The 18,164-nt window shown below is 67.3% G+C and carries 22 protein-coding genes; 2 read left to right on the top strand and 20 right to left on the bottom strand.

From position 1 onward, the window contains the following. Positions 1-31: 31 nt before the first annotated feature. The 17 genes from M2421_RS00950 to M2421_RS00870 form a co-directional block, all read right to left on the bottom strand. Positions 32-355, bottom strand: coding sequence for a thioredoxin family protein (locus M2421_RS00950; protein WP_259202648.1), 324 nt, complete (start codon positions 353-355; stop codon positions 32-34). Continuing rightward, the gene (locus tag M2421_RS00945; protein WP_256774361.1) at positions 352-774 is read right to left on the bottom strand and encodes a host attachment family protein; all 423 of its coding nucleotides are present in this window, start codon (positions 772-774) and stop codon (positions 352-354) included. The genes M2421_RS00950 and M2421_RS00945 overlap by 4 nt, the downstream gene beginning before the upstream one ends. Before the next feature lie 119 nt (positions 775-893). Then, positions 894-1,523, bottom strand: a complete 630-nt coding sequence (locus M2421_RS00940) for a hypothetical protein (protein ID WP_259202646.1) — start codon at positions 1,521-1,523, stop codon at positions 894-896. A 3-nt stretch (positions 1,524-1,526) separates the two neighbouring features. Next, positions 1,527-1,865: a type II toxin-antitoxin system Phd/YefM family antitoxin gene (locus M2421_RS00935; protein ID WP_259202644.1), complete on the bottom strand. Its 339-nt coding sequence runs from the start codon at positions 1,863-1,865 to the stop codon at positions 1,527-1,529. Between the two features lie 141 nt (positions 1,866-2,006). Next, a complete protein-coding gene (locus M2421_RS00930; protein ID WP_259203519.1) occupies positions 2,007-4,301 on the bottom strand; it encodes a GH92 family glycosyl hydrolase in 2,295 nt (764 codons plus the stop codon). A gap of 296 nt (positions 4,302-4,597) precedes the next feature. Beyond that, a complete protein-coding gene (locus M2421_RS00925; RefSeq protein WP_259202643.1) occupies positions 4,598-4,843 on the bottom strand; it encodes a hypothetical protein in 246 nt (81 codons plus the stop codon). 175 nt (positions 4,844-5,018) lie between these two features. Further along, a complete protein-coding gene (locus tag M2421_RS00920) occupies positions 5,019-6,002 on the bottom strand; it encodes a hypothetical protein (protein ID WP_259202641.1) in 984 nt (327 codons plus the stop codon). A gap of 81 nt (positions 6,003-6,083) precedes the next feature. Next, the gene (locus M2421_RS00915) at positions 6,084-7,052 is read right to left on the bottom strand and encodes a fimbrial protein (protein WP_259202640.1); all 969 of its coding nucleotides are present in this window, start codon (positions 7,050-7,052) and stop codon (positions 6,084-6,086) included. Continuing rightward, the gene (locus tag M2421_RS00910) at positions 7,049-7,789 is read right to left on the bottom strand and encodes a fimbria/pilus periplasmic chaperone (RefSeq protein ID WP_259202639.1); all 741 of its coding nucleotides are present in this window, start codon (positions 7,787-7,789) and stop codon (positions 7,049-7,051) included. Before M2421_RS00910 ends, M2421_RS00915 begins: the two co-directional genes overlap by 4 nt. Before the next feature lie 79 nt (positions 7,790-7,868). After that, positions 7,869-8,387 (bottom strand): fimbrial protein, encoded by a 519-nt coding sequence (locus tag M2421_RS00905; RefSeq protein ID WP_259202638.1) that lies wholly within the window; start codon positions 8,385-8,387, stop codon positions 7,869-7,871. Between the two features lie 91 nt (positions 8,388-8,478). Next, positions 8,479-9,015, bottom strand: a complete 537-nt coding sequence (locus tag M2421_RS00900; protein WP_259202637.1) for a fimbrial protein — start codon at positions 9,013-9,015, stop codon at positions 8,479-8,481. After that, complete coding sequence (locus M2421_RS00895) at positions 9,012-9,536, bottom strand: fimbrial protein (RefSeq protein ID WP_259202636.1); 525 nt, start codon at positions 9,534-9,536, stop codon at positions 9,012-9,014. The genes M2421_RS00900 and M2421_RS00895 overlap by 4 nt, the downstream gene beginning before the upstream one ends. Positions 9,537-9,544: 8 nt before the next feature. Further along, the gene (locus M2421_RS00890; RefSeq protein WP_259202635.1) at positions 9,545-10,081 is read right to left on the bottom strand and encodes a hypothetical protein; all 537 of its coding nucleotides are present in this window, start codon (positions 10,079-10,081) and stop codon (positions 9,545-9,547) included. A gap of 8 nt (positions 10,082-10,089) precedes the next feature. After that, positions 10,090-10,641: a fimbrial protein gene (locus M2421_RS00885; RefSeq protein WP_259202634.1), complete on the bottom strand. Its 552-nt coding sequence runs from the start codon at positions 10,639-10,641 to the stop codon at positions 10,090-10,092. Further along, positions 10,638-11,165: a hypothetical protein gene (locus M2421_RS00880; protein ID WP_259202633.1), complete on the bottom strand. Its 528-nt coding sequence runs from the start codon at positions 11,163-11,165 to the stop codon at positions 10,638-10,640. The genes M2421_RS00885 and M2421_RS00880 overlap by 4 nt, the downstream gene beginning before the upstream one ends. Positions 11,166-11,177: 12 nt before the next feature. After that, positions 11,178-11,729 carry a fimbrial protein gene (locus M2421_RS00875; protein WP_259202632.1) on the bottom strand — a complete coding sequence of 184 codons (552 nt, stop codon included), beginning with the start codon at positions 11,727-11,729 and terminating at the stop codon, positions 11,178-11,180. A gap of 2 nt (positions 11,730-11,731) precedes the next feature. Continuing rightward, on the bottom strand, positions 11,732-14,329 hold the full coding sequence (locus tag M2421_RS00870) for a fimbria/pilus outer membrane usher protein (RefSeq protein WP_259202631.1): 2,598 nt from the start codon (positions 14,327-14,329) through the stop codon (positions 11,732-11,734). A gap of 77 nt (positions 14,330-14,406) precedes the next feature. Between M2421_RS00870 and M2421_RS00865 the strand changes: the two genes are divergently transcribed. Further along, on the top strand, positions 14,407-14,601 hold the full coding sequence (locus M2421_RS00865; protein ID WP_259202630.1) for a hypothetical protein: 195 nt from the start codon (positions 14,407-14,409) through the stop codon (positions 14,599-14,601). Here M2421_RS00865 and M2421_RS00860 read toward each other — a convergent pair. Together M2421_RS00860 and proP are read right to left on the bottom strand one after the other, a co-directional pair. Continuing rightward, complete coding sequence (locus M2421_RS00860; RefSeq protein ID WP_259202629.1) at positions 14,598-15,200, bottom strand: hypothetical protein; 603 nt, start codon at positions 15,198-15,200, stop codon at positions 14,598-14,600. The two genes, M2421_RS00865 and M2421_RS00860, sit on opposite strands and share 4 nt — an antisense overlap. Before the next feature lie 87 nt (positions 15,201-15,287). Beyond that, positions 15,288-16,775, bottom strand: a complete 1,488-nt coding sequence (gene proP, locus M2421_RS00855) for a glycine betaine/L-proline transporter ProP (protein WP_259202628.1) — start codon at positions 16,773-16,775, stop codon at positions 15,288-15,290. A gap of 382 nt (positions 16,776-17,157) precedes the next feature. On the opposite strand from proP, the gene M2421_RS00850 reads away from it, so the two are divergent. Next, positions 17,158-17,688 carry a hypothetical protein gene (locus M2421_RS00850; RefSeq protein WP_259202627.1) on the top strand — a complete coding sequence of 177 codons (531 nt, stop codon included), beginning with the start codon at positions 17,158-17,160 and terminating at the stop codon, positions 17,686-17,688. A 137-nt stretch (positions 17,689-17,825) separates the two neighbouring features. On the opposite strand, the gene M2421_RS00845 is transcribed toward M2421_RS00850, so the two are convergent. Beyond that, on the bottom strand, positions 17,826-18,152 hold the full coding sequence (locus tag M2421_RS00845) for a hypothetical protein (RefSeq protein ID WP_259203518.1): 327 nt from the start codon (positions 18,150-18,152) through the stop codon (positions 17,826-17,828). Positions 18,153-18,164 lie beyond the last annotated feature (12 nt).

Below are 18,164 nucleotides of genomic sequence, written 5' to 3'. Positions count from 1 at the left end.
TGGATCCCGGCAAACAACCAACGCCGGGATTCTAGCCCTGCAGCGCGTGACCGAACACCGCCAGATCGCCATCCCCGCGCGGCCGCACCACCCGCGCCACCTCCTGCCCGTCGCGCAGCAGGATCACCGTCGGCCACAGCGTGACCTTGAACGAGCGGCCCCCAGGCCGGCCCTTGCCGTCCTCGATCTTCAGGTGCGGCATCTCGTGCACGTCCAGCCAGTCCTTGAGGACCGACTGGGCGGCACTGCAGTGCGGGCACCACGGCGCGCCGAACTCGAGCAGTTGCCAGCCCCTACCCGCGTCGATGTCGGCGCGGGAGGGCTCCTGGCTGGCGTAGTCGCGGCTGTAGCTCATCGCGCCTGCTCAAGCGCCCGCTGGATGTCTTCGAGCGGGGCGTTGGTCAGATCTTTGGCCAGGTCGGCGAGCAACCGCGACTGGACTTCCTTGTGCAGCTGCGGCCGGATCCGGCCCAGCGTCTGCGGATCGGCGATCAGCACCAGGTGGGCATAGCGGTTGTTGAGGGCGTCTTCGTTCAACTGGCCGGCCAGCTGCTTGGCGAAGGTGGCTTCGTTCATCTGCGAAATGCTCATGTCCTGCGGCATCGAGCCCGATGGCCCTTGGCCGGAGACACCCTGTGCGCTGATGTCCTGGACCTTCAGCTCATCGTGCTGCTTGAGCTGCAGGGTGCGGCCATCGCCGACGTTGGTGAACACACGGGCCGAGCCGCCATCTGCGACGACGACGAGGGTGCCTGCGGGAATGTGCTGCTGCATCGTGGACTCCTTGGGAAAACGGGTCGCCATTGCGCCCTGGGTCCAAGGTAGGCAGCACCATGTAAGCACCGCGCATACGGATGTGTGCGCCGCGTGTGCACCGCCCCCTGCCCGCTGCGTCAGGCAGCGCCGGCGTGCAGTTCCATCGCCCGCATCACGATCGGCTTGGCCCAGTCCGGGGTGTGCAGCAATTCGGCGACCGACACCGGGTAATGCAGGCCATCGCGGTCCAGTTGCAGCAGGGGCCGCGGGTCGGCGCGACCCTGCTCGTCCAGCGGGGCGCTGTTGTCGTAGACGTGCAGCTCGGCCAGCGACGGAAGCAGATCGATGAGGTTCTCGCGTGAGGCGTCGTAGCGGGCGCGGATCTTGTCCTGCGGGATGTCGTGGCCCCCACGGCTGACCCGGGCCGCCACGCGCTCGACGTGCAGGTCCACGCTGTCCAGGCCGCAGAACCAGATGGCCACCTCATGCGACGCGCAGGCCTCGCCCAGCAGGCGCGGAATGGTGTTGCCGCCGAGCGTGCTTTCAAAGGCGAAATCGCTGCCATCGGCCATCGCCTGGCGCAGTCGCCGGGTCCCTTCGTGCCATGCCATCGCGTTGGCCTCGGCCTCTACCCAGCCCGCCTGGACCAGGGCGCGGGTGAACGCGTCGGGGTTGTACCAGGACAATCCCTGGGCTTCCAGCAGGGTGCCCAGCAGCGAACTCTTGCCGGCGCCGTTGACGCCGGCCAGCACCAGGATCCGCCCCATCGGTCAGAGCGACTTGCCGGGGGTGATCTTGCCGCGATGGATCGGCTTGCCCAGCACCTTGCCGAGCCCGCCATCACGATTGAGCCCGACCAGTTGCGCGTCGAACTCGGCGCGCAGGCGCTCCAGCGTACCGCCTCGCGCGTCGCCCGCCGCCCCGGCGGCCCTGGCCAGCAGTTCCTGGTAGGCCTTGATGTCCACGATCACCGCTTCGGGGTGGTTGTGGTTGGTGATCACCAGCGCCTGCTTCTCGCGCACGGTGCGCATCAGGCTCGGCCAGCCACGGGTTTTCACCGATGACGCGGTGGCCTTCTCAAGGCCGGGCAGATCCAGTGGCAGGGTCATGGCGCGCTCCAGCGCGAAGAGGTGGGGACATAATACCCCTTTTGGGTAAATTGGGAATAAATACCCATGTCCCCCGCCCCACGGCCGCCGCTGGGGCAGGCCCGTGATGGCCAGCCCCGGTCCGACAAAGGTACGCCCGCCTCAGCGCGACATCGAGTAGGGCGCCTCGGCCCCCTGCCCCGGCCATGACCGGTTCGGCTCGGCCTGCAGGGTGAAGCGCAGCTCGCCGCCGGCCAGGATCTCGGCATGGCGCAGGAACGTGCGCTGCAACGGCTGCCCATTGAGGGTGACCGTGCCGACGTAGTCGTGCCCCTTGCCCATGCCCTCGGTGATGACCGTGAAGGTCTTGCCGTTGGGCAGGTGCAGCGTGGCCCTGGGCAGGAACGGCCGGCCGATGATGTATTCGCCACTGCCCGGCGCGACCGGGTAGAAGCCCAGCGCGGTGAAGACGTACCAGGCCGACATCTGGCCCAGGTCGTCGTTGCCGGCCAGGCCGTCGGGACGGTCGGCGTACTGGGTGTCCATGATCTGCTTCAGCCGGGCCTGGGTGCGCCACGGCTGGCCGGCGTAGGCGTACAGGTAGGCGACGTGGTGGCTGGGCTCATTGCCGTGCGCGTACCAGCCGATCAGGCCGGTGATGTCTTCCATGTGTTCGAAGATCGACGGGTCGACCTTGGCATCGAACACCTGGTCCAGGCGCGCCAGCAGCGTGTCGCTGCCACCGTGTGCGGCGGCCAGCCCGGCCACGTCCTGCGGCACGTACCACGAGTACTGCCACGCGTTGCCTTCGGTGTAGTCGGTGCCGTACCCGCTGGCCGACGGATCGAACGGCTCGCGGAAGCTGCCATCGCGCTTGCGGGCACGCATGAAACCGGTGCCCGCGTCGAAGGCATGGCGCCAGTTGCCGGCGCGCGTATCGAAGGTGGCCTGCACGTCCTTGCGGCCCATCGCTTCGGCCATGCGCGCGATGGTCCAGTCATCGAAAGCGTACTCGAGCGTCTTGCTCGCGGCCTCGCCTTCCTCGTCGATCGGCACCCAGCCCAGCTCGCGGTATTGCGCGATGCCATCGTAGGGACCGTAGTTGGCGGTGGCGACCATCGCGTCCAGCGCCTTGTCCGCATCGAAACCGCGGATGCCCTTGACGTAGGCGTCGGCGATCACCGGCACGGCGTGGTAGCCGATCATGCACCACGTCTCCTGCCCGTGGAACGCCCACACCGGCAGCATGCCGTAGGCGCTGTGCTGCTGGTGGGCGATCAGCGAATTGATGAAGTCACTGTTGCGCTTTTCCGGCTGCACCAGGGTGAGCAGCGGATGCAGCGCCCGGTAGGTATCCCACAGCGAGAACGTGGAGTAGTTCGTATAGCCTTCGGCCTGGTGGACCGCATTGTCCGAGCCGCGGTACTGGCCGTCGGCATCCATGAACAGCGTCGGGCCGAGCATGCTGTGGTACAGCGCGGTGTAGGCGCTGCGGCGGTCATGCGCGGGCGCGTCGATCTCCACCGCCGACAGCGCCTGGGTCCATTGCTGTTTTGCCTCGGCACGGACGCGGTCGAAATTCTGGTCCCTGGCCTCGGCGTCGAGGTTGGCGATGGCACCGGCCTCGCTCACCGAGGAGATCGCCACGGTGACCACCAGCGGGGCGTCCAGCACGCCAAAATCGAACGTGCCCACCAGTTGCCGCCCTTCGATCTGCGGGCGCTGGCCGGGATCGTTCTGCCCCGGCGGCGGGAAGCCCTTGTAGGCGATGTCGGTCTCGGTGTTGTGCAGCGCATGCGCGGTCAGCGGACGCGAGAAACGCATCGCGAAATACAGCTGCCGCCCCGGTGCCCAGCCGCGGGTTTCGCGGAAGCCGGTGACCGTGCCATCCGGCTGCAGGCGCAACCGCGACCAGGAAATCTTGCCCGGGTAGTCGTACAGGCTGGTGCGCAGGTCCAGCAGCACGCGCGCCTTCTCGCCGCGCGGATAGGTGTAACGATGCACGCCCGTGCGCGCGCTGGCGGTGAGTTCGGCGCGCACCTTGTAGTCGTCCAGGGTGACCGCGTAGTAGCCGGGCTCGGCCGTTTCGTTGTCGTGGTGGAAACGCGAGGCGTAGCCGCTGCGCGGCGTGTCCGGATCGCCGCGGTCCAGGCCGGGGTCGCCGGTGAACGGCATCACCAGCACATCGCCCAGGTCCGAATGGCCGCTGCCGGAGAAATGCGTATGCGAGAAGCCGACAATGCTGCTGTCGTCGTAGCGGTAACCGGCGGCCCAGCCGTAGGCCTTCTCGCGCGGCTGGATGCGCGTATCCGGGCTGAGCTGCACCATGCCAAAGGGGACCGTGGCGCCGGGATAGGTATGCCCTTCCCCGCCGGTGCCGATGAAGGGATCGACAGCGGCGTAAGCGCGCTCCCCGACCTTGGCCGGTGCGGCGGTGGCCATGCCCGCCACCAACATCGCCCCTACCGCGAGCCCCAACCACTGCACCGTCCCTTTCTTTGTCATGGCGTCGAATTTAGATCGATTCAGGTGGTATCGATCCTAGCACCGTCGCGGCGACGCCGCATGTTGCGGTGCGGGTGCCCCGGCGCCGGTCGTCCCGGCCGGCACCGTGACTGCGCAGTGGGTGATGCACTGACCAACCCTGCAATCCTCAGCGCCCCCCTTCTTCGTCCCCGCCGCGGTACGCCGATGCACGATGTCGTCGACATTGCATGGGCAGCTGTCCTTCCCGCTCGGCGGACGCTGAGCCGCTAGGCCAGTTCCACGGTCATCCGGGTCAGTGACTGCCCGAGCAGATGCAACCGGATCTGGTCCAGGCTGGTGAAGTAGCACGCCCTGTCCGCGCCGGCCAGCCGATAGATACCGCGCTTGCCACCGAGCAGGACGAATTTTTCCTGGTCCACCAGGTACTGGGCGACCGGCGGCACACCCTGAGCCTTGAGCCCATCGATGTCGATGGGTTCAAGGGCCTCCAGATCATGTAGTGCTGTGGTCATGGGAAGCAACGTCTCGTCGGGAAGGTCAGGTTAGCCGCGGCGCAGGCAGCATCGCGTGGAATCATCGTGAGGACGGCGCGAGTGCGGCCGCCAAGCCCGATGACCCATCCTGCACGACACCCGCCCGCACGTCCCTACAACGATTACGAAACGCAGCAGAACGTGGCTCCGACGGCTACGGGTAGTCCATCGTCAGTGTCACCGCGCTCCCTATCGTGCCGGGGGAGATGGCGCCGGTACGGATGTAACGCACCGCCAGATCGGGCGCTGGGAACGTGCCGGTCGGGGTCTTTGTCTGGGTCCAGCTTGCGCCCATGTTCTGCACCGCGTAGCTGCCGCCCGCGGGCCTGCGCAGCAGTTGCAGACGCACGCCGGCGCTGGTGGTGCTGCCCGGGATCGGCGTGAGCTGGTTGGAGGTGTTGCCGGTCGCCTGCGCGTCCTTCAAGGTGAAGCGGATCGGTACGCTGGACATGTTGCCGTTGGCGCAGGTCATGGGCACGGCAAACCCTGCGTTCCCTGCCGCCGTGCTGCCTACCGCGGGCAGATCGGCCGCGCGGAGGACGGCCAGCCGCGGCGCGATGTCGCTCAACTGGCACGTTGCTGGCTGGGCGGGATAATAAAGCCGGTTGATAAAGGTGTCGTTGCCTTCCACAAGCGGGCAGCCAAAGCTACCAGCAACTGCTGCGTGTCCGCAGATCGACACGAAAACATGCGGCACGCTCCCCGATTGCACCAGGCTTGCCGTGCTGCGTCGGATCACCTCATAGGTGATCGGCCAGCTTCCAGACGCAGGCGGGTTCAACATCTTGAAACGCTCGCTGGTGATCAGCGTGCCATTGAAACGAATCCTCACCCCCAGGCCCGGCGCGTTTCTCGAGTCGTAGAAGGCTGAGGTTGCGGCATCGTAGTTCGAGCCGAACACCCAGAAGTAGATAATGTTATTGGTCGGGTGGCACCCCGAAAAATTGAAGTTGGTGGCCGTGGTCAGGCTCAGGCGCCCTCCCAATGCGGGGAGCGCAACATTCGTGGGTGCCGTGTACTCACGGTACTGCCGGTTGGTTCCCTGGCAGGCGAAGGCCGAGCTGGTGACGAGCAAGGCCAGCACCACGACGACGATCGACGCCGCGCCGCGCAGGGCCCCTGAAGGAGTGAAGTTCATGATGGGTGCATCTCACAGTGTCAAAAAGGGCGGGCGCGAACCAGGGCGCGCTGGCATGGACTGAGCGGCCAACGCCACGCATCAGCGGTAGTCGATCGTCAGGGTGGCCTGGCTGCGGATCGTGCCGGGCGTGATCGCACCGGTACGGATGTAACGCGCTGCCAGATCCACCGCGCTGGTACCGGTGCCGCGGTGCGCCGATTGGTCCCAACTGCTGCCCATGTTCTGCAGCACGTAGGTACCTGACGCATCCTTGCGCAGCAGCTGCAGCCTGACCCCGGCAGAGGTGGTGCCTGCGGCGATGGTCGTCAGCTGGTTGGAGGTATTGCCCGTGGCGTTGGCATCGCGCAGCGTGAATCTCAACGGCGTCTCACGGGCGTTGTACGGATTGTCGATGCACGTCACCGGCATGCTGAAGCCAGCGTTGGCGCTGGTGGTTGAGTTGACCGACGGCAGCGATGCCGCGCGCGCCGTGACCAGCGGTGGCGCCGCGTTGGCGACCGTGCAGGTACTCAAGGAACCATTCACCGTGGTTGTATACACGGCATAGCGTTTACCCGGACCTGGGAACGCGGTTCCATCGGCCGCGGACCACATATACAGTTCAAGCGGGTTCGGGCTTTGACCAAAGCCCGCACCTGCGCGCCGGGTCAACTTTGTAGTAACCCAGAGAGTAGTGTTGTTTCTGGTTGTAATCTGGCCACGGGCTTGTACGACGGGAAGCTGAGTGCCGGTCAACGGGCCGATGGTCAGCTTGAGCCCCAACGCCGGCGTATTCACGTGCCACCATTCGCCACTAGCGGTGTCATAACGCCAACCCGAGGAGTAGCCGATCGCGAAGTACACCACGTTGTTGCTGCACGGGGTGTTGCCAGCCGGCGTGTTGTAGGTACGGTTCGCTCCGGTCGCCCATACGCCGCCGATCGGCGAGCTGCCTGCCTGCGGTCCAATTGTCTGGGCATGGGTTCCTGCGTTGTCCGGCCTGCACGCCCAGGCAGAGAACGTGCATGGGAGCAAGGCCATCACCAGCCACCCCGGCGCGCGACTCATGGCGTGAGCGTCGCAGTCGCAGGCAGATGCCCGCCGAAGTCGTCGATCCAGTCGAACTGCACCGCAGTGCCGGCCAACGGGGCCTTGTCCAATATCATTCGCGAGGTTGCACCGGGCGCGATCATCGCCGGTTCGCTCGCGCTTGCCCCGCCCACCGAGGCCGCGGCCAGCGACACGTGATAGCGGCTTGGGTTGTGTACCTCCAGGTACGCTCCGTCAGCATCCCTGCCCTGCTTCCACGTGAGGCGGGCGGGCGCCTCGCGCGACTTGCCTTCCAGGCCCTCGGGCCGGTAGAACAGCTTGATCCGGCTGCGCACCGCCAGCTGGAGCAGGTTCTCGTCCGGGCCGGCGTCGCGCCGCGGCGGGATTTCCAGCACGTTGAAGTAGAACACCGACTCGCGGTCCACCGGCAGCCCAGGCATGCCCTGCGGGGTGTGCAGCAGACGCAGCGACTGTCCCTGGCGCGGCTCGATCCGGGCCAGCGGCGGGGTCAGCACGAACGGCACCCGGATCTCGCTGGCCTTTGCGTCTGCGTCACCGGCGTCGATCCAGGCCTGGATCATGGCCGGGGCGTCGTCCTGGTTGTTGAGCTGGATGGTGCGGTCTTTGTCTTTGGCATCGAAAATGATGCGCGTGCCGACGATGACCACGCCGGCGTGCGCGGCGGGGAGCATGCCGATGCCCGTGGCGGCCAGCAGGGCGCAGGCCAGCAGGTGGCGAAGGGAAGAAAGGCGCATGAGGTAACTCCGGTAGACCCGGCGACGCCGGGCTGCCCTGCACCGGGGCACGCTTGCGCGGCCCCGCTGCGACAGGCGGTCAGGGATACGCCACCACGAAGGTCGCGTTGGATTTGGCGGTACCAGCACCGGCCGGGCCGCCGACGGCGACATACACCGCGGTGTAGTCCAGCACCACCGCGCCGGTCTTGATCGGCACGAACGAGTCCGCGGTGGCCAGGCCGTTGATCACCTGGCGGGTGCCTGCGGCGTTGTCGATGGCGATCTGCACATTCGTGGCGCTGCTGGCGGCCGTGGTGCGCAGGTTGCCGGTGACGCTGTCACCAAGCGTCAGGCTCTCGAAGCGGACGGCGACGGTGCCGGTGGGAGTGGTGCCGGGACACTCCAGAGTAATCGGCATCGCGCTGCGACCGGCTTCCTTGCCGGCCGCGCTGAGGTCGGCCACATCCAGCTTGCCGAACTTCACATCGATCTTGGTGGCGGCGGCGATGGTGCAGGTGCTGGTCAGCAGTTCACCGTCGAAATCGATGGTGTTGGCCGAGGCCAGGCCCGGCAGCAGCAGCGTGGCCAGCAGCAGGCGGGTGAGGGAAGGTTTCATGGGCGGTTCCTTTTACAGTGGGCTTGTTACAGTGGGCTTGAGAACATGCGCTGGTCCGGCCTGCTCAAGCGACAGGCTGGCGCCCTGGGGCTCAGTCGTAGGTCACGACCACCGTGCCGGCGCTCTTGAAGCTGCCGTGCTGGAGGGGCGTGCCGTTGTGTCGGTAGAAGTAGCTGCGGCCGTGATAAGTCGCCGCACTTCCGGTGACGGTCAGGCTGGCGTGGTGGCCATCGGCGGGCATCACCGCGTCCGTGCGGTCATCGACCAGGTGCAGGCTCACGCCGGTGGCACTGCCGGTGTTGGCGTACTGGGGCTGGCCCGGCGCATGGGGTGGGCCGGCGAAGACCAGCGATACGCGCCGCACCCCCCGGCAATTGACCAGGCGAAACTCCCAGTCAAGCTCCGTGGCCAGGACCACGCCATTGGCCGCGCCAACCACATGCAGTTGCACCTTCGGCAATTCCACGCGCTTGGCCTGGTCTTCGGCGTGCACATCACATGTGCCCGGGCGCACGCTGCCAGACAGGTCCACCACCGCGCCAGCGGATGCCGCCCACGGCGAGACCATCAGGCACAGCGCCATGCCGATGCGGCACGGCCCTGATGCGCTGGCGGGTGCGCGCTTCATTCGTAATCGACCGTCACGGTGAACGTGCTGGCGATGTCGCCGGCGGTCACTTCCCCGCTGCCGACCTTGCTGTACTGCGCGCACAGGGCTTCGGTGTGCGTGCCGCTGAACGCCCGGGTGAGCGTGCTGCCCGGTGCCACCGTGATGCCGGTCGCCGAACAGGCGCCGCTCTGCAACCAGATCCCCGTATTAGGCGCTGCGCCGGTGGTCAAGGTATTGCGGAAGCGGGTGGCGTCCGGCGCAGGCGCTGCGTCGGCCGCCGTACCAAAGGTCAACCGTGCGCCTTTCACGCCGCTGCACGCGGTCAGTTCCAGCGAAAACGGGGTGTAGCTGTCGACCACGCCGCCGCCGGCGGTGGCCGGGAACTTCTCGGCACCGACCGGTGGCATCGTGTGGGACGGGTTGTTCACCGTGCACGTACCGGGGCGAACGGTGCCGGTCAGGCTGATGTTCTGGGCATGGGCCGGGGCCAGCCCGAGCGATGACAGGACAATGAAAGTACAGACAGCGAAACGCATCATGGAAGGCCTCATCGGTAGGTGATGGTGACGGTGAAACTGGTGGACAGCGGGCCCATGGTGACCAGGCCGCCGGCGTTCTTGTGGTACTGCGCACATAGCGGCAGGTTGTACGTGGCGGTGGTGAAGTTGCGGCTGAGGAAGGCACCCGGCACGACGGTGTTCCCGCTGGTGCACCCCGCCCCTTCCCGTATCCAGTACCCGGTGAAGGGCGCCCCATTGGTCGCCTTGTTCCTGAAGACGCTCGCCTGTTGCGGGCTGGCATCGCCGGCCACACCGATCTGGAACGTCGCACCGGTGACCCCGGCGCAGGCAGTCAGTGCGATGTCGAAATTGGTGTAGCTGGCGACCGCGCCAGCGGTGGCGCTCGCCGATTGAGGAAACACGTTGGCGCCGACGACAGGGATGTTCTTGGTCACCGCCGCGGCGGTGCAGGTGCCGGCCTGCACGGTGCCGTTGAGGTCGATCCGCGCCGTGGAGATGGTCTGTGCGACTGCCGACATCGGCAGTAACAGCGTGAGCAGGCCCAGCACAGTAAACAGGTTCATGCTGATCCTCATCGGTACGTGATGGTGACGGTGAAGGTCGTGCTGATCGTCCCGCGCGTAACGACGCCTCCGGCGAGTTTTACGTAGAGCGCGCATAGCGGAACCTGGTGTGTGGCACCACTGATGGTTTCGTTGCGCGTTCCGGCGGGCGCGATGGTTCCGCCGGTGGCACAATCGGTGGTGGGCCTCAGCCAGATGGCCGCGTACGGTGCGGCATCCGCCGTAGCCTTGTTCCGGAACATCGACACGCGGGACGGCTCTGCATCTGCGGCTGTCCCGAACACCAGCGTTGCGCCGGTCACTCCGGCACACCCCGTCAATGTGAGATGGAACGGAAGCCAGCTGGCGGAATTGCTGTTCTCGTTCGCGGGATTGCTGTTGAACGTGTTCGCCATGACGGTTGGAAAACGTTCATTGACCGCCGCCACCGTGCAGGTGCCCGGCCCGATGCTGCCATTCAACGTGACATTGGCGGTGCCGACATTCTGGGCACGGGCCGGTGCCAGGCCGCCCAGCAGCACTGCCGTCAGAAGCAGACGCGATCGCATCAACGTGCTCATCGGTAGGTAATCGTCACGGTGAAATCGGTGCTGATTGCGCCCTGGGTCACCAGGCCACCGCGGTGCTTGTGGTACTGCGCGCACAACGCCAGGTCGTACTCCGGCGTGTTGAAATCCCGCGAGATCGTCCCGCCCGGTGTGATCGTGGTCCCCGAGGCGCACGTGCCGGCCTTCAGCCAGATCGAGGTGAACGGCGCCGCGTCCACCGCCTTGTTGCGGAATGCGTTGGTATGGGTCGGCTCGGCGTCGGCCGCCGTGCCCATCGCGAAGGAGGCCCCCACCACGCCGGCGCAGCGCGTCAGCGCCAGTGCGAACGCCGTATAGCTGGACGGCACCCCGGCCGTGCCGGAGGCATTCTGCGAGAAGGCATTGGCGGCCACCTCCGGCATGCTCCTGGCCACCGTGCTCGCGGCGCAGGTGCCGGCCTCGATCTGCCCGCCCATCGCCACGCTCGCGGTGGGCCCGGTCTGCGCCCCGGCAGCCACCGGCAAGGCCAGGGCGAACAGCAGCAGGGTTGGACGCATCGTCGCCATGGCTCAGCGGAATGTCACGGTCAGAGTGAAGGTGGTGCTGATCGCGCCCTTGCTTACCAAGCCGCCCGCGAGCTTGTAGTACTGCGCGCACAGCGGCACGTTGTGGGTGGCGGTAGCAAACGTGCGGGTCAAGGTCTTGCCCGGGGTGACGGTGGCGCCGGTGGTGCAGTTGGTTTCCTTCAGCAGCACCCCGGTGTTGGGCGCGGCATTGGCCGCCGCCTTGTTCTTGAACGCATCGGTCTGGCCGGTCGCGGCATCGGCGGTGGCGCCAAAGGTGATCGTGGCACCGGTCACCCCGCTGCAACCGGTCAGGGCGAGATTGAACGTATCGAAACTCGGCACGGCACCGCCCACGGTGGCCGCCGCGTTCGGGAAGTCGCTGGCCGATGCCGTCGGCATGGTGCGGTTCACTGCGCCAATGGCACACGTGCCGGCCTCGATCTGGCCGGTCAAGGCGAAGTTCGCGGTGGCGCGCTGCTGCGCCGCGGCCGGTGCGGCAGTGGCTGCCAGGGCGAGGAGTGCGGTGCACGCGAGCGCTGCGCGTGAAGGCGTCATGGTCATGGAGCACCTGTCGAAGAAGTAGAGGGAAGCGGTGCAGGCCGCAATGCGGCCTGCTCGGTGGAAGGCGAGGTGGGCGGCGCGGCGTCATCTTCGGCAACGCTGTCCGTGTCGTGGCAGACCGACTCGGCCCAGCGCTGACCGCGCTCCCTGCGCACCTCGGCCTGACTGAACTGCATGGCGCAGTGCACCGTTGCACCGGTGCCAACGGTCAGCCAGCCATTGATCGGCGCGTGCAGGTGCACAATGCCGCCCTGCCCGACCACGCCGACAACCGCGCCTTCCGTGTCGTACACCTGGCTGCCGAAGTGGCTCAGCGCAGTGCCGTCGGGATGGGTGACATAGGCGAACGCGGCATGCTGTTGCTGCGTCTGGAAATCCAGCGCCACCGCGGCCCCGGCCGTCGGTGCCACGCGCCGGCTGTTCTGCAGCAGGCTGAGGTCCAGCGAGAGTCCATCGGCGGCCACGGTGACGTCGTTCCAACGATAGGGGCTGAGCCCTGGCAGCAGCGCGTAGCCGTTGCGGCCGACTTTCGAGCCGTTGATACCAACGCGTGCGCCCTTGCCGCCGTCCACGCGCACGATGCCGAAGGTAGTGCCCAGCGACGGCCCGACGTTGATGCCGCCGCGATGCCAGACCACCGCGCCGGACGCACCGCCCACCAGCCGCTGGTCGTGTTCGCTGTACATGTAACCGGCACTGAGCCGGGCGACCGGCGTCTGCAGCTGGGCGCTCACATTGGCGGCCTGGCTGCCATCGGCCGCGCGCGAGACGCCTGCACCGTAATCCACCGGCAGCGCACCCGGTGCGCGCCCGCTCATGTTGACGTACTGGCTGGTGCCGCCCTGCTGCTGGGCCAGAGACACGCTGACCGCGGCGGGCCGTTCCGCACGCCCCAGCGGCAGTTCGAACTGCGCCTGGACCTGGTCATCCCGGCGCCCGATACTGGAACGCACCCGCATCGCGCTCAGGCTCCAGCTCACCCGCCGCCAGCTGCTCTGGACGCCGATCTGGTAGTCGGTCTGTGCCTGGGCGGCGTTCCAGTAGCTCACATGGCTGGCACGCACGAACGCGGACGAACGCGATCCCAGCCGCTGTGAGAAATCCAGTTGGATGCGGCGCTTGGCGCGTTGCAGGATGGCCTGGCCGGAATCGTCGCCGGGATGGGCGCGCCACTGCATCGCCTCGTCCAGGGTCACGAAATGGCGGCTGCTGTAGCGGTAGGTGGCGAGGCCGACATTGGTCCCGGTACTGGCCACGTTGCGCTGGTAGTTCACGCGGACGCTGTTGCCGCGGCGCGCACCGTGGCCGTCCAGGCTGACCTGCGAATGGGTGACATCGGCACCGAAGGCGCCGATCGAGGTGTTGATCGCCGCGCCGGTCAGCAGCGATTGATAGCCTTCCGTCGCCTGCGCGCCGGCCAGCAGGGTCAGCCAGTTGTTCATGCCGCGCCCCCACGTGCCCTGTGCGAACACGGGCTCGGCCAGGCCGTCGCGGGTGCCAAACGTGCGCCGCCGCCCTGACGCCACGCTGTAGCGCGATACGCCCTGGCGCAGGGCCTGCGGCACGGCGGCGAAGTTCACGGTGAAGCGCTGCTCACTGCCATCGGCTTCGGTGACCACAACCTCCAGGTCGCCGCCGTAATTGGACGGGTACAAGTCATCGATCAGGAACGGCCCGGCCGCGACGCGGATCTCGTGGATCACATAGCCGCCCTGGCGCACGGTGACCGTCGCGGCCGAGCGCGCCATGCCGCGGATCACCGGCGCGTAACCACGCAGGGCATCCGGCAGCATCTGCTCATCGCTGGACAGCAGCAGGCCGGTGAAGGCCATCCCGTCGAACAGCTCGCCGGTGGTCATCGACTGCCCAAGCAGCAGCTGGCTGCGCCAGCGCACGATGTCGCGCTGCAGGTAGGTGTGCCCCGCCTGATAGCCACTGTCGCCTTCGTGCAATCGCCAGGTGCCATGATGACGCAGCCGCCAGGGGCCATGGTTGAAGCCGAAGGACAGGCCGGCGTACGCGGCGACGCCCTGGTCGGTACGCTGCGCGTTGACGTCGTAGTCGAGCATGCCGGCGGTCACGCCGGGGTCCCACTGGCTGGGATTGACGGTGCCGCGCGCCTGGGTGTCCATGGCCTGCTGCGGCACGCTCAGGTTCAAGCGCAGCGCGTGGGTATCAAAGTGTGCCTGCGCGTGTTCCACACGGCGGGTCAGGGGCACGCAGCCGGCGTCATCTTCTTCCAGGTGCTCGGCTTTTACGCCGCCTTCGCGCAGCAGTGCCTGGGGCAGGCATGCCTGCGCACGCAGCGGGTCTGCACCGGCATGGAAGGTGATGCCGTGCCGGCCGAGAAACGCGTCGTTGAGATGCACGTCCAGGTCGTAATGCCCGGGCTCGACGGGATTGCCGTGCCGGAAGCGCTCCAGGTCCGCACCGGATGCCCCATCCATGAGGAAGTCGGCATTGAAGTCCAACTCCATCGGCGCGCCGCTGCCGCCGGCCCATGCGATTCCTTGCGAGCAGGCCGCCAGCGCCGCCGCCAGCGCGCTGATGCGCGCGCCGAGGCGACGCAGGCGCGCCGATGGCGGAAGGCGCACGGGGAGAGGGAAACGTAGAGAGGGCACAGGCTTGCCACCCGCGCAGGACGGGAGGGGGTCGGAGAGGAGCGTGCAGAATGCTGGCAGCCCATCCGGTGCACCATGCAACTAGTTTCAAATCGGGCAAACCGGATTCACGACGCCGACGAATGCTGGCGAGCATTCAGGATCGCGGCCCACCGATCCTCGAATCGGGCACCGGCTCCGGACGCGCGTCCAACCTGATCGGCGCGCCCTACCCTGCGGCACCACCGGCCACGGTGACGGACTAATCGCGCGCGACGCGCGTCAGTTGCCCCGGTGTCCAGCGATAGCGCCAAAGGTGCGGCCCCGGTGGCGGGCAGTCGCTGGCACGCGGCTCACCGCCGGCGGTGACGGCCGCGCGTTGGCAGGTGGGCGAATCAAGCCGACTCTCGAAGCGCACCCGAATCTCCCCACCCACCACCTCGAGCCCGGTGAGCTCGCCGGGGATATGCACCGACACATCATCGGCGTATCCCACCTCGCGGAGGATCGCGAACGAGCGGTCATCCGATGGCACGTTGCCGGGATACGGCGACTGTCCTCGCCGGTCCCCGGGTCGCAGCGCGGTCATCACCACCAGTTCGTTGGGTCGACTGCCGGTCGAGCCGGACGTGGTCGCGGTGTACGTATAGACGATGCCGCGGGTGCCCGCGCCGTCGAGGTCGGCCACCCGGATCTCGACCGGACGGTAATCGAACACGATGTCGTCGGGCGGGAGCATATCGAGCGTCGCCGCGACGGCACGCCGCGCGGCGTCCAATGTCGGCCGATCACCGGCCAGCACAGTCCCGGTGGCGGGCAAGGCAGCCAACAGGAGCAGAACGCGCCCCATCACAATCCGTGTCATGGTCCAGCTCCTGGTGAATTGGGCCCAGTATGCCCCAACGGCGGGCGCGTGGCCGACCGCCGCCATCCTGTCGGCCTGGCGCCCCGGTTACGCCGGCCGCGCCTCGTCCGGCACCGCCGCTTCAGGCAGCGTGGGCTGGGCGCTGTCCACGGTCATCGGCGCATCGCTGCGCAGCAGCGCACGCGCCTCGGCCTCGCTGGCCACCGCCGGCGGCGAGCCACGCAGCGGCATGCGCGCGGTCTCGTTGACGAACAGCATGGTGATCACCCCGATCACCGCCGCACCCATCAGGTAGTACGCCGGCACCAGCGGGTCGCCGGTACGCTCCACCAGCCACGCGGTGACCAGCGGCGTGGTGCCACCGAACAGCGACACCGACACGTTGAAGGCGATGGACAGCGCGCTGTAGCGCACCGGGGTGTAGAACAGCGCCGGCAGCGTGGACGGCATCGAGCTGGTGAAGCACACCAGGGCCAGCCCCAACAGCATCAGCCCCAGGAAGATCAGCCAGTCGTTGCCGGTGCCGATCAGCTTCAGGCACGGGATGGCCAGGGCGAACAGCGCGATGCACGCGCCGATGATCATCGGGCGGCGGCCGAGCCTGTCACTGAACAGCCCGCCGACCACGTTGAGCGGCATCATCACCAGCATCACGATGATGATCAGCAGCAGCCCCTTGCTCTCGGCATAGCCCATGGTCACGCTCAGGTAGCTGGGCATGTAGGTCAGCAGCATGTAATCGGTGACGTTGAACACCAGCACCAGGCCCACGCACTTGAGCAGCTGCGGCCAGTGCACGCGGAACAACGCTCCCAGCCCGGGACGCGCGTGGTCGCGCTTCTCGGCTTCTTCGGCGTAGGCGCGGAACGCCGGGGTCTCCTCCAGCTTCATGCGCATGTACAGGCCGAGCAGCCCCAACGGGCCCGCCACCAGGAACGGGATGCGCCAGCCCCAGTCCAGCATCTGCGCGCTGCTCAGCGCCATGTGCAGCGCAGTCACCGTGCCGGCGCCGGCGATGTAGCCGCCGAGCGTGCCGAACTCCAGCCAACTGCCCATCAGCCCGCGGTTGCGGTCGGTGGAGTACTCGGCGATGAAGGTGGCCGCGCCGCCGTATTCGCCGCCGGTGGAAAAGCCCTGCACCAGCCGCGCCAGCAGCAGCAACGCCGGCGCCCATAGGCCAATGCGGTCGTAGGAGGGAATCAGCCCGATGCTGAAGGTGCCCAGCGCCATCAGGATCATGGTGAAGGCCAGCACCTTCTGTCGTCCGTACTTGTCGCCCAGCGGACCGAACACCACCCCGCCCATCGGCCGCACCAGGAAGGCCACGGTAAACGTGGCGAACGTGGCGATCAGCTGTGCGGTGGGATTGCTGGAGGGAAAGAACACCTGCCCCAGGGTAACGGCGATATAGCCGTACACGCCGAAATCGAACCACTCCATCGCGTTGCCGAGCGCGGCGGCGCCCACGGCTTTTTTCAGCATCGGCCGGTCGACCACGGTGACTTCGTCCACCTGTACCTGGCGGCGGCGTTTGAACCAGCCGAAATGGGCATGTGCGGCGTGGCGGTCCTGCATGGGTGCTTTCTCCTGTAAGCATGGCCATCACCACGCCCGAGGTCCCGCGCACGGCACAGGAAAGAACCGCCTCCGAAAGAACGCGGCACGATGCGCGAAGAGGGGTGGCAACAGGCGATCCCGGACGGCCGCGTGGAATTCCACGGCGCTGCAGGAAGGATGACCGAGAGACGGGCAATGGCCCGAGGCAATGATCAAGCGCGCCATGATACTACACATCCAAAATGTGATCTTTATCGCACCTTCACGCCACCCGAGCGCAGCCCTTCAACGCATGCAAAAACAGCGGGAAATCGGGCAGAATTCGTCGGCCGCGGCGACGTGCTCACACGGAACGTGCGCCCGGCACACACAGCACGAACACCCAACCCATCGAGGCTTCATGTCCATCAAGACCACCACCCTGTGCGCCCTGCTCGGCCTGCTCGCGCCTGCGGCCGCCATCGCCCAGGACAGCACCGCATCCACGCTGTCGCGCCTGCTCGAATGCAAGCTCACCGCCGCCGAGGTCGCCGCGTTCACCGACCGCATCAACGCCGAGGACGTGCAGGACTTCGCCCACGCCGGCTCGGACGCCTCCGGTGATGCGGCCCTGAGCCTGTGGAAGAGCGATGCGCCCGTCACCGCCTGGGGTGAAACCTCCGACCTCGTGCACCTGTCCAGCACCACCGAGATGCTGCTTGCCTTCAAGGTCACCCCGGGCCAGGAACTTGCCCGCGGCAAGGCGATCGTGGACCGCATCGGCGGCATGGCGCCGCGCCCGGACCAGGCCGCCATGGAAGCGACCTACGGCTGGAAGGGCATGGACTACCGCAAGCCGCTCAGCGACAACCGCAACGTGCGCGTGCTGGTGGACCTGGGTTACTCGCCCGGCTGGGTGACGGTGGGCTGCGCGTACGGGGATGTTCTGTAGGCTGCCAGCGAAACCAGTTGCCGGGGCAGCGACCGATGGATCGCCACCGCCGGTATGTCCTGTCCGCCCCACCTTCGGGCGGACAGGACAGCCTCCATCCCCAATGCCGCGGCGCTGCGCGTGCGCAATACCGCCGTTTACAGCGACAGCGAGGTTTCCACGTCCAGCACCATGCGCCGGGCCAGCGCCAGGTTGGACTTCTGGCGGTCCAGCACGACGTAGAAGAACAGGCCCTTCTTGGCGGCCACCGGACGCAGCACGTGATACGCGCGGCCCAGGGTGATCAGCACGTCTTCGATGCTGTCGTTGAGCTTGAGCGCTTCGGCAGTCTTCATCTTGGCGCGCAGGACTTCGGTATTGCCGGCCGCGGCCAGTTCCATGTCCACGCCCGAGCCCGCTTCGCCGAGCAGCATGCCGCTGTCGTAATCGACCAGGGCCACCGCCTGCGCGCCGTTGATCTGCATCAGGGTGTCCAG

The sequence above is a fragment of the Stenotrophomonas sp. BIGb0135 genome (genome assembly GCF_024810105.1).
GTDB lineage: Bacteria > Pseudomonadota > Gammaproteobacteria > Xanthomonadales > Xanthomonadaceae > Stenotrophomonas > Stenotrophomonas maltophilia_AB.
The sequence above is the reverse complement of the archived record's forward strand: the minus strand, read 5'-3'. Positions and strand labels throughout refer to the sequence as shown.

Coding starts and splice junctions, on each gene's coding strand:
- M2421_RS00930 (WP_259203519.1), bottom strand. CDS start 4,301: ATGTTGGTGGCGGGCATGGCCACCGCCGCACCGGCCAAGGTCGGGGAG.
- M2421_RS00845 (WP_259203518.1), bottom strand. CDS start 18,152: ATGCAGATCAACGGCGCGCAGGCGGTGGCCCTGGTCGATTACGACAGC.
- M2421_RS00890 (WP_259202635.1), bottom strand. CDS start 10,081: ATGAACCTGTTTACTGTGCTGGGCCTGCTCACGCTGTTACTGCCGATG.
- M2421_RS00860 (WP_259202629.1), bottom strand. CDS start 15,200: ATGACACGGATTGTGATGGGGCGCGTTCTGCTCCTGTTGGCTGCCTTG.
- M2421_RS00945 (WP_256774361.1), bottom strand. CDS start 774: ATGCAGCAGCACATTCCCGCAGGCACCCTCGTCGTCGTCGCAGATGGC.
- M2421_RS00905 (WP_259202638.1), bottom strand. CDS start 8,387: ATGAAACCTTCCCTCACCCGCCTGCTGCTGGCCACGCTGCTGCTGCCG.
- M2421_RS00910 (WP_259202639.1), bottom strand. CDS start 7,789: ATGCGCCTTTCTTCCCTTCGCCACCTGCTGGCCTGCGCCCTGCTGGCC.
- M2421_RS00935 (WP_259202644.1), bottom strand. CDS start 1,865: ATGACCCTGCCACTGGATCTGCCCGGCCTTGAGAAGGCCACCGCGTCA.
- M2421_RS00915 (WP_259202640.1), bottom strand. CDS start 7,052: ATGAGTCGCGCGCCGGGGTGGCTGGTGATGGCCTTGCTCCCATGCACG.
- M2421_RS00850 (WP_259202627.1), top strand. CDS start 17,158: ATGTCCATCAAGACCACCACCCTGTGCGCCCTGCTCGGCCTGCTCGCG.
- M2421_RS00885 (WP_259202634.1), bottom strand. CDS start 10,641: ATGAGCACGTTGATGCGATCGCGTCTGCTTCTGACGGCAGTGCTGCTG.
- M2421_RS00880 (WP_259202633.1), bottom strand. CDS start 11,165: ATGCGTCCAACCCTGCTGCTGTTCGCCCTGGCCTTGCCGGTGGCTGCC.
- M2421_RS00925 (WP_259202643.1), bottom strand. CDS start 4,843: ATGACCACAGCACTACATGATCTGGAGGCCCTTGAACCCATCGACATC.
- M2421_RS00940 (WP_259202646.1), bottom strand. CDS start 1,523: ATGGGGCGGATCCTGGTGCTGGCCGGCGTCAACGGCGCCGGCAAGAGT.
- M2421_RS00920 (WP_259202641.1), bottom strand. CDS start 6,002: ATGAACTTCACTCCTTCAGGGGCCCTGCGCGGCGCGGCGTCGATCGTC.
- M2421_RS00950 (WP_259202648.1), bottom strand. CDS start 355: ATGAGCTACAGCCGCGACTACGCCAGCCAGGAGCCCTCCCGCGCCGAC.
- proP (WP_259202628.1), bottom strand. CDS start 16,775: ATGCAGGACCGCCACGCCGCACATGCCCATTTCGGCTGGTTCAAACGC.
- M2421_RS00900 (WP_259202637.1), bottom strand. CDS start 9,015: ATGAAGCGCGCACCCGCCAGCGCATCAGGGCCGTGCCGCATCGGCATG.
- M2421_RS00865 (WP_259202630.1), top strand. CDS start 14,407: ATGCTGGCAGCCCATCCGGTGCACCATGCAACTAGTTTCAAATCGGGC.
- M2421_RS00895 (WP_259202636.1), bottom strand. CDS start 9,536: ATGATGCGTTTCGCTGTCTGTACTTTCATTGTCCTGTCATCGCTCGGG.
- M2421_RS00875 (WP_259202632.1), bottom strand. CDS start 11,729: ATGACGCCTTCACGCGCAGCGCTCGCGTGCACCGCACTCCTCGCCCTG.